At 41.8% G+C, this 15,674-nt stretch carries 7 protein-coding genes; 5 read left to right on the top strand and 2 right to left on the bottom strand.

What is annotated here, in order from left to right; genetic code table 11:
- Nucleotides 1-515 precede the first annotated feature (515 nt).
- A complete protein-coding gene (locus tag B9T62_RS23325; protein WP_087917483.1) occupies nucleotides 516-1,391 on the bottom strand; it encodes an AraC family transcriptional regulator in 876 nt (291 codons plus the stop codon).
- 162 nt (nucleotides 1,392-1,553) lie between these two features.
- On the opposite strand from B9T62_RS23325, the gene B9T62_RS23320 reads away from it, so the two are divergent.
- From B9T62_RS23320 to B9T62_RS23300, 5 genes are all read left to right on the top strand, one after another.
- A complete protein-coding gene (locus B9T62_RS23320) occupies nucleotides 1,554-2,384 on the top strand; it encodes an amidohydrolase family protein (protein WP_087917482.1) in 831 nt (276 codons plus the stop codon).
- 43 nt (nucleotides 2,385-2,427) lie between these two features.
- Nucleotides 2,428-3,393: an aldo/keto reductase gene (locus B9T62_RS23315; RefSeq protein WP_087917481.1), complete on the top strand. Its 966-nt coding sequence runs from the start codon at nucleotides 2,428-2,430 to the stop codon at nucleotides 3,391-3,393.
- Complete coding sequence (locus B9T62_RS23310; RefSeq protein ID WP_087917480.1) at nucleotides 3,393-4,415, top strand: zinc-binding alcohol dehydrogenase family protein; 1,023 nt, start codon at nucleotides 3,393-3,395, stop codon at nucleotides 4,413-4,415. The genes B9T62_RS23315 and B9T62_RS23310 overlap by 1 nt, the downstream gene beginning before the upstream one ends.
- A gap of 348 nt (nucleotides 4,416-4,763) precedes the next feature.
- The gene (locus B9T62_RS23305; protein WP_087917479.1) at nucleotides 4,764-6,203 is read left to right on the top strand and encodes a glycosyl hydrolase family 28 protein; all 1,440 of its coding nucleotides are present in this window, start codon (nucleotides 4,764-4,766) and stop codon (nucleotides 6,201-6,203) included.
- A 203-nt stretch (nucleotides 6,204-6,406) separates the two neighbouring features.
- Nucleotides 6,407-13,579, top strand: coding sequence for a galactose-binding domain-containing protein (locus B9T62_RS23300; protein ID WP_087917478.1), 7,173 nt, complete (start codon nucleotides 6,407-6,409; stop codon nucleotides 13,577-13,579).
- 226 nt (nucleotides 13,580-13,805) lie between these two features.
- Here the strand turns inward: B9T62_RS23300 and B9T62_RS23295 are convergent, their stop codons facing one another.
- Nucleotides 13,806-15,395 (bottom strand): glycoside hydrolase family 43 protein, encoded by a 1,590-nt coding sequence (locus tag B9T62_RS23295; protein ID WP_087917477.1) that lies wholly within the window; start codon nucleotides 15,393-15,395, stop codon nucleotides 13,806-13,808.
- Nucleotides 15,396-15,674 lie beyond the last annotated feature (279 nt).

Genomic DNA, 15,674 nt, shown 5'->3' with positions numbered 1-15,674 from the left:
CCTCTTAACCTTAGCCCCGCTGTTATGGTTATCGGTATTGTTGCCGTTTCTGGGAGATGAGGGACGCTATCTCATTAACAACAAATACTTGACTTCGTGCTATGTAATCGCTTGAAAGGGGCTGGACAACAGTAGTTTTGATAGAAATGATTTAAAATTATCGATTTAAAAAAGGAGATGAAAGTGCACCGGCTTATCAAGTGGTAATTGGGCTAGTTTCTATGAGTTTAAGGTTCGTGGATAATTAAACTGATTTTCCTTATAATTTGTCTATGCTCGGTAGAAAAGGAGAAAACTATTGTCAGGATATATGATTGATTTTAAAGTCACCTATCATATTGAAATTCCCGGTCTTCTCTACAACCTCTGACCATGATTCAAAGGCTTCTCGAATTAGCTAGTCATGAATCAAAACACCCTGATTTAAAGAGCCAGTCCCATCCGTGGACGACTGGCTTTTTCCATAATGAAAAAGTATTAATTCATAAAAGTGTGAGTTTGAAATTGAAAAATATTTACAAATGATATTCATGTGTATTCTTCCTGTACTTATTAGGTGTAACTCCAGTAAGACTTTTAAACACCCTATAAAAATGGGTAGGAGTATCATAACCACACTGATCAGAAATCACATTAATGGTCACATTGGAATGGAGAAGCATTTCTTTAGCCCGAATAATTCGTTTGGTGTTTATATAGTTCGTTACATTCATAGTGGTTAACTGTCTGAAGACCCGTGAGAAATGCGATGTAGAAACATTCGCATGTTCTGCCAACCTGGAGAGGCTGAAATCAAGCTCGGGGTGCTCGTCAATTTGCTCTAAAGCCGCCGCCATCCATGCAGGAGCCATCCGTAGGCTCTCATTCGGACTATCATTTCCCGTCAGAACGAATCGGTTGATCTGCAGCAAGAACTGGCACATGATCAGCCGGATGGCTTCATGATAACCTGGTTTACGTTCATTCATTTCTATTACCATATGATCCATAGCTTCTTCCGCCATAGATTTAAGGGGATCCTTCAGCTCTAGCCTGTAGGATTTATTTTTGCGGGATACATCATAACACAGCAGACTGGAGTAAGAATCATCCAGAGAATCCGAAGTGAATAGTGTGGGGGCAAAGTACAGCGCCGAAGAAACGATCGGATCATCGTTGTCAGGCAAGGAATGATGGATGGTGTTGCCCGGAATGATAAATAAATCTCCGTTTTTTTTCTCATACCATGTATTGTCAATAAAGAAGGTCCCTTTTCCCTGGTACACATAGACGAGTTCATACCGGTCATGCAGATGGTCGGGGAGTTCGTCATTTTGTTTTTTTACTGACTTATAATTCATTTCAAACGGAAATAGCGGATCTCCGAAAAAAGGCTTGCGGAACGGCTTCACCGGAATGACTCCTTTCAGTTGCTCAAGATTATACTTGCACAATATCAAATAATGTTATAAAAATGCAAGTTATAACGATTACTTACCATTTATATCTGATATACAATGGGGTCATATCTTAGTTCATCACATAATTTGATCTAGAAGAGGTGTGGCTTTCGGATGCGTATTGATGCTCATCAACATTATTGGACAATAGACCGGGGGGACTATGGCTGGATTACGCCGGAACTGCCGGTTCTTTACCGGGATTTCCTCCCGCATGACTTGGAGCCGCTACTGAACAAGCACTATCTGGACGGGAGTGTTATGATCCAGGCTGCTCCGACGATTGAAGAAACGAATTATATACTTTCACTTGCAGACAAGTCCTCCTCTGTGCTTGGTGTCATAGGCTGGTTAGATCTGTTTCAGCCCGATCATCGTAAGCATTACGAGAGCTTCCACCAGCATCCTAAATTTAAGGGCTTCCGGATCATGATCCAGGATATGCCGGATGCTGCACGGATTCTGGAGCCTGCATTTGTGGAAGCACTTCGGGGCTATGCGGCCGAGGGGGTGCCGGTTGATTTGCTGCTTACATCACAGCAAATGGGACCAGTATTGGAGCTGTTTCGGCAGGTCCCGGATTTGCGCGGAGTTATTGATCATCTCGCCAAGCCTCCAATTCACAGCGGCGAACTCGAGCCCTGGTCGCATTACTTGGCAGACATGTCGGCTTTTCCCCGCATCTGTTGTAAATTATCCGGGATGGTCACAGAAGCTGACCCAAATGGATGGAAGAAGGATGACTTCGTTTCCTATATCCGCAGGGTGCTTGAATTATTCGGACCGCACCGGGTCATGTTCGGCAGCGACTGGCCGGTATGCCTGCTTGCCGCTGATTATGATGAAGTTATGGACCTCCTGCTTCATGCGCTCCCTGAATCCTGGGGGGAACGTGAACGTGAACGTTTATTTGGCGAGAATGCAAAGGAGTTCTACAAACTATGAAGCTTAATGAAATAGTTATATTTAAGGATGGGGTGATTCTGTAATGAAATACCGTAAATTAGGAAATACAGGGCTGGAGGTTTCCGCACTCAGCTTCGGCGCATCTTCGCTAGGCTCCGTGTTCCATCAGACAGATGATCATGAGAGCGTACGAACGGTACATGCGGCTATTGATGCAGGCATTAATTATATCGATGTATCGCCTTATTATGGGTTGAACAAGGCGGAGACTGTGCTGGGCAAAGCAGTCGGGCAGCTGCCGCGCGATAAGTTTCTGCTCTCTTCTAAGGCAGGACGTTATGGTCAGGACAGCTTCGATTTCAGTGGAGCAAGAATCTTCAGCAGTGTAGAAGAGAGCCTGGCGCGTTTGCATACGGATTATTTGGATATTCTGTTCCTGCATGATATAGAGTTCGTACCGGCCCGGATTATTCTAGAAGAGGCTGTACCAGCGCTTCACAAGCTGAAGGAACAGGGAAAGATCCGCTTCTGCGGAATTAGCGGCTTACCGCTGCAGTTATTCGAAACACTGCTTCCACAGATTGAAGCGGATGCCATTCTATCCTATTGTCATTATTCTTTAAATGATAATTCGCTTCTAAATCTTCTGCCGCTGTTGAATCAAAGAGGCGTGGGGCTGGTCAATGCTTCGCCGCTGTCCATGGGACTGCTGAGCACCCGTGAGACAGCTGATTGGCATCCGGCAAGCCGGGAACTGAAACTAGTTTGCCGGAAGGCCGCAGAATACTGCGCCGCTCAAGGTGCTGATATCGCGAAGCTGGCGATTCAATATTCAACGGAGCATGAAGACATTCCAACTACACTGGTGAGTACGGCCAATCCGGACAATATCATCAAGAATGCTGCCTGGACGGACGAGCCGCTCGATAGAGTGTTGCTTAAGGAAGTACTGGGAATTCTGGAACCGTTCCATAACGACACTTGGGTGAGTGGACGGCCTGAATATAATGGACAGCTTGCCCTAGGTGAAGGGAGTGGTACCGTATAATGAAAGGTATTGTCTGTGAGGAAGTGGGCAAGTTTATTTTCCGAGATGATCTAGAGGAGCCTGTACTTGAAGCAGGACAGGCGATTGTGCAAATCCGCCGTATAGGCATTTGCGGAACAGATCTGCATGCTTATCAGGGTAATCAACCTTATTTCAGCTATCCGCGTGTGCTGGGCCATGAGCTGGCTGGAATAATTGACGCAATTGGGGGAAATGAAGCCGGACTACATCAGGGAGATCAGGTCAGCATTGTACCTTATATGCACTGCGGCGAGTGTTCGGCTTGTCGCAGCGGCAAAACGAACTGCTGCAAGAACATGAAGGTGTTCGGTGTTCATATCGATGGGGGCATGCGTGAACGCGTTTCCATTCCCATAGACCATCTGATTAAGACAGAGGGCTTAACTCTGGATCAGTCTGCGATGCTGGAACCCTTGGCAATCGGTGCACATGCGGTCCGCCGCTCGGGGATTTCGGCAGGCGATACGGCTCTGGTTATCGGCGCAGGTCCCATCGGGCTTGGTGTAATGGCTCTAGCCCGATATGCCGGAGCAAAGGTAATCGCGATGGATGTGAATGAGGAACGGCTTGCTTTCTGTAAATCCTGGGCTAAGTCAGAGTATACGTTAAATGCGCTGCTGCGGCCCAAGGAGCAGCTCGCGGAACTCACAGAAGGCAATTTGGCATCTGTCGTCATTGATGCTACAGGGAATGCCAAGTCTATGACAGATGCTTTCGGCCTAGTGGCGCATGGTGGTTCGCTCGTGTATGTCGGACTCGTCAAAAGCGATATTACCTTTAGCGATCCAGATTTTCACAGCCGTGAAATGACCTTAATGGGCAGCCGAAATGCGACCAAGGAAGATTTTGACCGGGTGCTGGATGCAATTTCCTCAGGATATATCGAAATGAACGGCTACATTACACACCGCACTGCATTTGGGGGAATGATCAGCGAATTCGAAAATTGGCTAAAACCGGAGTCCAAGGTAATTAAGGCGCTGGTTGAGGTTGGAGATTGATCCTTAAAGTTAACAAAGAAAACGGTTCGATTATTATTCGGACCGTTTTACTTTGTAAAAAAATTGAATATGTTAAATTAGTTTGAAATTTGCTGAAAATACTTTAGGGAATCTTTAAAGGGAACCTGAATGAGCATTTCATATTTTTTTAACGTAAATGCTATGTAGAAGAGTAAATAGTAGGATTCCAGTGAGAATTCCACATGAATGTATAAGAAATCTTTTAAATGTGTTATTTATACTGAATGTTTGAGAATGTTAAAATATGCGTGTCAAAACAGGAATGGAAGATGTAAGGAGCTTACCAACTTGGAAACGCTATCAAATAAGCGACGGTATGGAGGGAAAATGGATAAAATCAATATTTATACTGCCCCCTCAGGCGCAGTGAGCAAGGATGATTTTAGGGTCTTTGTAAGGAATTCCGGGCGTCCTTGGGAACAGTTATTTGTTTATGAAGTTAAAGTGGATATGCATCATGTCCGGCAGTCATCTATGGTGTACTTTGATATGGAGGGGCAGGTGGAAGTAAAGGTAGACAGCATTAAGCGGCCAATTCATGAAGCGGTTATTCGTCCATTATCTGCGAGTATTCCATTTGAGCACACGGATCAAAGCATTATATTTACCTTGGATCGGCCACAGAAACTATCGATAGAGATTAACGGAGATCGATTTTATAATTTACATCTTTTCGCTAATCCTTGTGAAGAAGATGCACCAAGCCCAGTTGATGCAAATGTCCTTCTGATTAATCCAGCCATACACCGAACGGAAGATATTTATCGCATGATGGCAACCCCAAAAATTGAAGGAGGCCAGGCACCGGACACCATCTATTTTGCTCCCGGGATGCATTATTTGGAGGAGACTTTGCTGAATATACCCTCAGGGAAAACCGTATATATTGCTGGCGGTGCTATCGTCGTAGGCTCACTTGTTTGTGATCGCGTTAAAGATGTCACCATACGTGGCAGAGGAATACTATATTTATCTGATTTTCATCGCTTCTCTGCTTTTCGTGGTATACGAATTGTCTTCTCAGAGAAGATAGTGGTAGAGGGGATCATCGCGCTCGATCCTCCGCACTATAGCATTTACTTAGGACAATCTCATTATGTCGACATCCGAAATTTCAAATCCTTCAGTACACGGGGATGGTCCGATGGCATTGATATGATGTCCTGCTCACATATTAATATTGAAGATGTATTTCTGCGTACATCGGATGATTGTATTGCTATATATGGGTCGCGATGGGATTTTAATGGTGATACCAGGCATATTAGCGTGCGTAATTCAGTATTTTGGGCGGATGTTGCTCATCCTCTAATGATTGGAACTCATGGCAACCACCGCGGAAATGGTGATACCATTTCTGATATCCTCTTTGACAACATCGATATTCTAGAGCATCATGAACCTCAATTTAATTATATGGGAGCAATGGCAATTAATGCTGGAGATTATAATACCGTCAGAGATGTGGTGTATCGAAATATTCGCATCGAACATTTTGAACTAGGCAGACTAATTGACCTAAGAGTTATTTTTAATAAGGCTTATAATCCTGTTCCAGGTTACCGAATTGAAAATATTTATTTTGAGGATATAACGTATCATGGTGAAACCAAAAATTATAGTCAAATTTTTGGATACGATGATGAACGAACAATTAATAATGTGAGGTTCACTCGACTTACAGTAAATGATAAATTAATTCTCCGGCCTGAACAAGGAATGATTGAGATTAATGACTTTGTCAAAGGGGTATCTTTCGAAGCTTGAAATGATAGTATATTCCGATTAAGGAGGTGACGATGATAAAACTGAATCACCGGTAACCATCGATTAAATGGAAATTATCTTTACCCATACAGAATGGAGACATGAAATCATTCTGTATGGGAATTCGAAGTGAATGTTACAAGTAATAATGGAAGCGCTCTATATTTGTTTTGGAAATCAAATTTCAGAAGGAGTTGAAATATTTGAATATTCAAATTACAGTGGGCAAAAAACAATCGAAAATATTGCATAATGCAAGGAAAATATGGTTTTGTTGTCTTGTTTTGGTCTTAATCCTTCCTTTGATTTCACCTAACGTTCTACAAGAAGCCAGTGCGGAAAAAGTACAGAGTGAGAACATTCAAGATGATGGTTATTTGGATAAAATAATTTTCGGTAATCCAGATTCTGAAAGCGTTCACAATTATACAGGGGAATCAACAAGGGTTGTCTCTGGATTTTTAGGGGAATCTGCCCGTGTTTCTGAACCACTAGATCCGGTTGAATGGCAAAGTGGTGATCTAACGTTTAACATGAAGGTAGACCCCTATCTTCGAAATTATTTATCTGTTAAGTTTGCAGGTGCGGAAGCTTCGTCTGGTAATTCAATCATTGAAATCAATGGGGAACGTGTAGGCTTCATCAGTCATGGCGATTACCAAGCGATTAATAAAGGGTGGACTCTACGAGACCGTTTTTTCTACGTGACGACTATGCTACCTTTAGAGTCAACATATGGTAAGGATGTAGTGGAAATAACGATTAAAACTCAGAGTACCAGCAATATAACTACTTCATCTAGAGGATATTACAATGCATACACACACAATCAAGCTTATTTTAGTGTAGAGGGAGAAACACAAGGAGAGAAATTATCGAAAATTCCATCAGAGATTCTTGCAGCGGATATTTCAGAAGCAGATAAGGAAGCAATTATTAACCAATATACTACCGATCAAATCAATAAATTTAATGATCTTTCCGCAAAAATAGATAATTCACCTACTGCAAAGGTATCCATTGTAAAATATGTAGATGAGTTGAGATTCTATTCAATGGCTTTACTTGCAGACTGGACACCAGCACAAACTCCTCAACAGAAAAAAGCTGCACTTGAACGTATCTTTAAAGTTATTGATAATCACACGAAAGATTATTATGGAAACACAAAAAATGTATTACGTGGTGGTCACCAGGGGGACTGGGGTGGTTATTACGGTGCACTTGGTGAAGCTTTATATATTGTAGAAAATTTAATCAAAGATGATGAGATTTATGGGCAGCAAGCTTTTGATGAATTTCTTGACGAGCCATTTGTAACTGGTACAATCGAAGGAGTTACCTCTCTTGCAGGAGTTGACTGGAATGGTGGAGAATTGACTCGTCGTGAGGCTTGGGAGCGAGTTTTAAAGGCTAATTTTGACTTTTCCCGCTCAAGACTATCTTACATTTACAATCAAGTTCTTTATACGTATGAGGGAGCATGGAAATCCCATGAAGGGCTTAGAATGGTAGGTTCCTCATTCTATGAGGGAAAGGAACGGAGTCATCAGATTCTGCTGGAAACAGCAGGTGCAAGACCATTTTTGGGCGAAGAAGTCTTGGTCGGTCCTAACGGAGAGGAATTGGATTTGTATCACTCACTCTTTTATCATGATACAACTGCCGTTTTTACCGATGATGTGATTCAAATTGTAGGAAAAGGACTGGCTAAAAGCAAGCTGGATGTTAATGGAGAAGTGGTTCGTCGCAAACCTTACGGTGAACACTACACAGGGATTACTGAAGCTGGACTTACCAGAGAGAACACATATGTAGCTAATTATGGAGAGGCAGCTAATTATTTAGCGGAATATTTCTACAGAACGTTAAATCATGAGGGTGATGAGGCGCTGAACGACGAGCTCCTTAAAATATCACTTCAGAGTATTCATGCACGTGGTTATACGCGATACACTGAGTTGGATGATAACGGGAAACGCATTATGCGTGCAGAGCAAGTGGTTGATGAACGTAATGAATCTTTGACAGGATTTTATTCTTATGCAACCAGAGTAGGTGCAGGCACAGCTTTATTATTTGCATCACTGGAAAAACAAATGTCAGATAACGCTTTGCGCTATGAATCACCGGATTGGGAAAAATACTGGTCGTATGCGTCCGAAGCAGCAGGGTATGCTCAACAGCAAATACAAGATAATCAATTATTTAATAATTTCAGTTCAATAAAGAATACAATTGATTACAGGGTAGCGGATACTTATAAGTATTTAACGGAAACTCGTGCCGACTATGACCGGTTTAATAACCAGTTAATGGCCGGAGTTGTGCACCCACAAACAGATTTTGACTACTATACTCAAAGTGAGATTGAAACTTTAGGAGTGAATCCCGAAGATTACGAGCAATTTGCATGGGCTGATATTGACAATATGTTTCTTTCAATTCGAGATGGAGATTCTCGTATTTTTGGTTCATTGTTCTATCGTAATCGTGGACTCACAGCTACAGGGCGTTTGCATGTAATGAATGGGGATTATGAGAACATTGTTCAAATTGCGACAGATAACATTTTTCAGTATAGCGATTATAGCCTCCGATCAGATATTATCAATATTGATTTTCAGTCAGATCGAATTAATAATGTCACGGGTGCTCCTAATGCTTTAGCTGGTGAACTAGCTCCAATTGCTTATCAGCCCGGGGTGGGTAAGGTAAGTAGAGATAATTATGAGGCGGATAGCCCGTATTCAGGATATTCAGATTTATTGACAGCGAGATATGGAAAATACTTTATGATTTTTAATACTACTCGTGAAGAATATGGAAACAAGCAAACGTTTGAAGTTGATCTTCCAGAGGGTCAATCAGGTAGCGCTATATTAGATCTGGTTTCAGGGAGTAATATTTCAGTCATTAATGGAAAGATAACGATTCCTGCCAAAACTGCTATGGTATTGAAACTGGCTTCGGATTTAGAGATAGCACCTAAACCATCACATGTGGATTTTGTAAATACTATCCTCGGAAATGGTTATGTCGCTCTCTCATGGAAAATGACATCCGGAGGTCAAACCTACACGGTGAAACGATCAACTTCAGAGAATGGTTCCTATGAAGCTATCGCCACAAACGTTCAAGGAACTTTCTACAAAGATACGAATGTTCAAAATGGAAATAAGTATTACTATAAAGTCGCAGCAGTAAATAACAGTGGCGCTGGTTTAGATTCATGGAGAGTTGAGGCTGATTTGAGCGCATATTCATCAGAAAGTAATCAATCTGTATGGAGAGAGGATCATATTGGAACTTCTACGGGAGATTCAATAATAAATAATAGCTCGATTGTAATCACAGATGCAAATGGTACTGGATTCGGAGAAGGTGAAGATTACAACATTTACAAAAGAGACATTAATGATTCTATGCATTATGTCAGTCAAGCTGTTTATGGAAGTTTTTCCATTAGCGCAAAAATTGAAAGTGCCGCTGGAAACGCCTCGGGAATTATGCTGCGCGATCAACTGACTGCAGATACTCGGTATTATTATTTTGGAGCCGATTCATCAGGAAATCTAGTTCTACAAAATCGTACTCGAAACTCGATTCACCAGTGGTCTGGGGAAGTAGTAAGTCCTTATAACGCCCATTTACAAGGATACAAAGTGGCAGATTATCCGTATCTGAAATTGGTTAGGGATTTCAATTCTCATTATATCAATGCTTTTATATCGATTGATGGAGTGAATTGGGAGTTTGTGAACAAGTTATTTTCTCCATTTCCGTCTGCGCTGCATGCCGGCGTTACTTCCTCTAGAGAAGCTCAGTTTAGTAATATATCTATTGAAGAGTTACCTTTTGCAGCCCCACAGGCTTATGTAATACAAGTGAAGGACCAGATCACCTTGAATTGGAATAAACCCAAACAGGCAGCTTCCTTTTATGTATATCGCAGTATGAATCAGGAAGCTAGTATAACGGATCCGGTTTTCAAACCTGGTACGTACGACCTTGAAGAAGGGTCGCTATGGACGGAAGTCATAAAAGATACAAATAAAACAACGTACAAGGACACATTAAGATACGGTACAGCATATTACAAGGTGTTGGCCGTTGATGGCGATGGAACTCAAACGTTTTCTTCTGTAGTAGAAACTCAGGCAGAATCAATTGTTACTTTACTAACTTACTTGGAGAGTCTTCCTGCTGAGAATTATACAAAAGTTAGTTATTATTTATTTACTGAAGAGTTAAACCGTGTGAAAGATGAACTTACAAAGCCAGAATATGATGAAGAGCAATTGATTAAAGATCTATACACAGCACAAGAATCTCTGATATCTAGTGAAACGTTAAATAAGAAGCTGGATATACAACCTACGATGGTTAAAGCTTCTGATAAAATTTGGTCAAGTTCTGGTGGTACTGGGACGGCAGAACAGAATGGTTGGTTGGCCTTTGACGGGGATCTAACGACAGGAACGGATACTTTATCCTCTAAAGGATGGATACAGGTAGATTTGGGAGAAGGCCATGAAAAATCAATAGATTCTGTACGATATTCACCCCGAACTTGCTGTGTAGTGAGAATAAATGGAGCTCAAATTCAAGGATCAAACGATGGTCAAAACTGGAATACGATATTTGTAATAAACGGGATAAATGAAGCTAAATGGTACAAAAGTGAGTTTGGAGCAACTGATAAGTATCGTTATTTCCGTTATAACGATACGCATGGAGGAAATACAAACATTGCAGAGTTGGAGTTTTATAAGATAGCTAAAGATGATACTCTTTTAAGTTATTTCCTTAATAGAGCAGAGAGTGAATTATTGGACAGTGTTCATACGCCTGAGAGTAGAACACTGCTTGAACAAGCGGTAATGAATGCTAAAGAGGTTCTGTCAAAAGTTGATACAACCGATCCGGAAATTGAGGCGGCTACAGAAAGTTTACAACTTGCAATTAATGGTCTGGTATTAATAGAAGGTATGCCTAAATTGGATGTTATTCCAGATCAGAATGTGATTGCTGGCAAATCGCTTCAGTTTAAAGTTAAAGCTTCAGGAGGAGTTTCAGAGATTGTCTATGGAGTACGTAATCTTCCAGAAGGTGCTGTTTTTGATGCGGAAACTCAAATTTTCAACTGGACACCTACTCTTAATCAAGGAGGGAATTTTGAAGTTACCTTTACAGCCAAATCTGGAAATTTGAGTTCCTCTCGAACAATAACAATAAAGGTGGTTGGCAAACCAATTGTTTCTCCTGAGGAATCTCTTGCATGGATAGCAAAACAAGAGAACAGCTATTACATTATGGCCACTGATACCTCCGGAATTCCATTAACTTTTAAAGTGGCGACTAATCTTCCTGCTGGAGCTGTTTTGAGTTCTACAACAGGACAATTTAAATGGAAGCCAACTCAAGCAGACTATGGTTCACATTCTATAGTATTTATTGTTAGTAATGGCAGTTTTGAAGCTACTCATACATTAAAGATCGACGTTAATTTAAATGTAATTGCTCCTGAAGGATACACACAAGGCAGCTATTATCTATTCCTGAAAGAAATTGAACGAATCAAAGGAGATATGAGTCTTCCAAATGCAGACAAAGAGGCCCTTGCTGCACAAATTGTTCAGGCAGAACAGCAATTGGTGAATATTGACTCGTTATCGGAACAAATTCCTATAACAACTCCTATGGTAATAGCTTCTCACCGTTCTTGGGATAAAAAATATGATGCAGCAACCAATGGATGGTTTGCTTTTGATGGTAACTTGTCAACAGGTACGGATGCTGAAGCTAATCCAAGTTGGATTCGTGTCGATATGGGTGAAAATAACAATGCAATTGTAGGTTATGTTAAGTTTTTCCCAAGAGCGGGAAATGCCGCCCGTATGAATGGAGCAATTCTTCAAGGCTCTCAGGATGGAACAAATTACACTAACTTGTATACCTTTAGTGGGATCTCTAAATATGAATGGCAGACGGTATATATACCAAATGATACAACCTATCGGTACATTCGTTATTATTCTCCAGCAGGGTTTGCAAATGTAATGGAGCTCCAATATCTCACAAAACCGTTAGACACTACACTCCTGGATTTACTACTGGAAGAAGCCGGTAAAATTGATCAGCAGTTGTATACAAAAGAAAGTGTAGAAGTACTGCAATCCGCAATAGACAGTGCTAATGAAAATAGTATGGGCACTCAAACACAGGTAAATGAAGCCGCCTATCAACTGAAAATTGCCATTCAAGGATTGACTCGTGCGTTGAGCATTAGCAGTTTGTTACCGGTAGAGGTAATTACCACTGTAGGGGTAGCGCCTGTTCTACCGTCTGTTGTTGCTGCAGTATATAGTGATGATTCAATTAATTCTGTTGAGGTTGACTGGGAGACTATAACGCCTTCTCAATACGCAAATGTAGGCAGTTTCAAGGTTGAAGGCTCGGTGCAGGGAACCGATATAAAAGCTGAGGCTACAGTAAAGGTTGTTGGTGATTCATTCAATCTCCCTCCTGTTTTTGACTCGATAGATCCAATAAATATTACTATTGGAGCTAGTGTTAGTTTCAACGTTTACGCAGCAGATCCAGAAGGTGAGAAGGTACATTATTTGATAGAAAACCTACCCAATCATGCAGAATGGGATGCAGATGCTGGTACTATGAACTGGCTTCCAGAAACAACTGGCCAATTTGAAATTATTATTTTTGCTAAAGACGAAAGTGGAGCTACCTCATCATTAACTGTGATTGTCATTGTTAATGATGAAGAAAAAGCAACGGGAGTTCCAGGAATTCCGGTTTTGTCCAGTAACAATGGGTATGATACCGGATTGCTCGATGGTGATTTTGAAATAACAATGAATATGTGGTGGGGAAACAATGCTTCCAGCTACAATCTGTATGAAGATGGTAAATTGATTGAAAGCAAATCACTAAGAGATGACACGCCTTTTGCACAGCGTCTATCTATCCCCGTCAGCGGCAAAAAAAATGGGACCTATGTATATACTTGTGAACTCATTAATCGATTTGGTATTACACAAAGTTCACCACTGACTGTTAAGGTTGCTCATGCTGATCCAGGAACTCCCATCTTATCACATGATAATTGGGATGGTGATGGCGAATATAAAATCGCAATGAATATGTGGTGGGGAACCAATGCGAAAACGTATCGGTTGTATGAAAATGGTCAATTAATCGATACGCAGACTCTGGCCATACTTACACCGAATGCTCAAACTGCAAATACAAGCATAAAAGGAAAGGGCGCGGGTATCTACGAGTACATTGTAGAGCTTGAAAATGACGCTGGTATTACAAAAAGCAGTGCGATGACTGTAAAAGTAAATAAGTAATTATATGATGGGAATGAAGGCAATCATGTTACCGATGCTAAAATCATCATTATTTGAAAGAGAATGAATGTGTCAGATTTAAATTAATAATGTGTTTAAAGCGCAAGTCAGACGTAGATCGGAAAAAGGTTTGTAATACAATTAGTTATCAAATGCATAAGGACAACAACAAAAGCATGGAACGAATCATAGAGATTTGTTCCATGCTTTGTTTTATCAATGTATACTATTCTTCCAGCGCTGAATACTCAAAATAGTCAAAATATGCTTTCTTCGCTTGCTGGTCCAGATCCTGCGCACATAATGCTGCGTAAGAGCCGGTAAAACCAAGCTTGCCGCCATATTCATCTGACAACGTGCCGAAATCAAGCGGCGTGCACATGGCTGTCCATACTTCTCCGTCTGGAGAAGCATAGAATATAATATCCCGTCCGTTAATATCGGCTTTCAGGTAATAACGCTTCCAGTCCTTCACAGAGATTTGCATGGAGGAAACTTCCGCGTATTTCCCCGCTCTGCACATCACTACACCCAAGGCGACTCCTCTGATTTCATCTGCCGTTACACGCAGATAATAGTAATCGCTGTCGTCGTAATAGAGCACTAGTCCTGCCATTTGCATGAAGCTATCCGGCTTGAATTCAAGACAGGTGGATATGGAGCAGGTGAAGTGGCGGATCGGGCGACCAATCAGGCTCTGATCATGTAGTGAGGCTAGAGATTCTCGGCCGGTCAGACGCAGGTAACCTGGACGTTCCGTCAAGCTTACCCATGAGTGATCGAAGGGGACGCGAAGGCTCTGATAAGGGTATCCCAGTTCCCTGTAATCAAAATCATCACGCTCCGGAAGCGGTTCGAACGTATGTGGCGGCAAATCCGGCGCATCCACCGTAAGCGCGGGTAGCTTGCCGCCATGGGCCAAGCGCAGCCAGCCGTCCACAGTCCATTCGCAGCGCTGAATAGCAGTCTCTCTTCCGAGTGGATTCATGGTCCCTGTGCCTGGAATAGGGCGTGTGCACAAATGAGCCATATACCATTCTCCGCCTTGTGTCTCTACCAGTGAGCCGTGGCCTGCCTGCTGAAAGGCAAAGGTTAGGTCATGTGCGGTGGTCATGATTGGATAATCGGGGTCAGTCTCGTAAGGTCCGGTCAGGCTGCGACTTCGCGCCAGTGTAACCATATGATTAACACCAGTTCCTCCTTCAGCGACAAGCAGGTAATAGTAGCCATCACGTTTATAGAGCTGTGGGCCTTCGGTTACACCAGTTGGTGTGCCTTTATAAATTTCATGAACCGGACCGGTTAGCTTGCCGGCAATGGGATCATATTCCTGCATAATAATACCCGAAAAATTGCTGTGCTGCTGGCGGAAGTCCCACCGCATATTCAGCAGCCACTTACGCCCATCCTCTTCATGAAACAAAAACGGATCAAATCCGCTGCCGTTTAGCCGGACCGGCTCACTCCATGGCCCCATAATATCGGACGCGGTAATCAGATAGTTATGTAGATCTTTATACACACTTTTTCGTGATTTTACATCGGTGAACAGCAAATAGTATAAACCATTATCGTAAGATAGGGCTGGAGCCCAGATTGAGCTCGAGCTGGCGTTGCCGCGCAGATTAACCTGAGAGGACTCAGTTAGAACCCGGGTAAGGGAATGCCAATGAACCAGATCGCGGGAATGATGAATCTCTACACCTGGAAACCATTCAAAGGTGGAAGTAGCAATATAATAATCATCTCCTACTCTCAAAAAAGAAGGATCGGGATGAAATCCGGTTAGCACCGGATTTGTAATCTTATGCGCCATACGATAAAAAACCTCCTGGATTATAGGATAGAGAGTAATGTGTTTTTAATGGACGAGTTATACCTTTTTATTGTATCGTCTTTCTCCCTAGAACAGTTATAATAGATTGCACGAAAATATTGTTATTTTGTCATAAAATAAGCATAGTTATCTTATATAAAGCTGTTTTAAATGATTTTTTTCTATACAAACTAAACAAAAAACAAACATTTTAGTATAATTCATTATAACTTTTGGTATGCGGCTCAAAGCTATAATAAGGGAGAATCAAGCGGAAGG

This window comes from Paenibacillus donghaensis, assembly GCF_002192415.1.
Lineage (GTDB): Bacteria > Bacillota > Bacilli > Paenibacillales > Paenibacillaceae > Paenibacillus_AQ > Paenibacillus_AQ donghaensis.
Note: the sequence above shows the minus strand (reverse complement) of the source record. Positions and strands in the feature narration are given on the sequence as shown.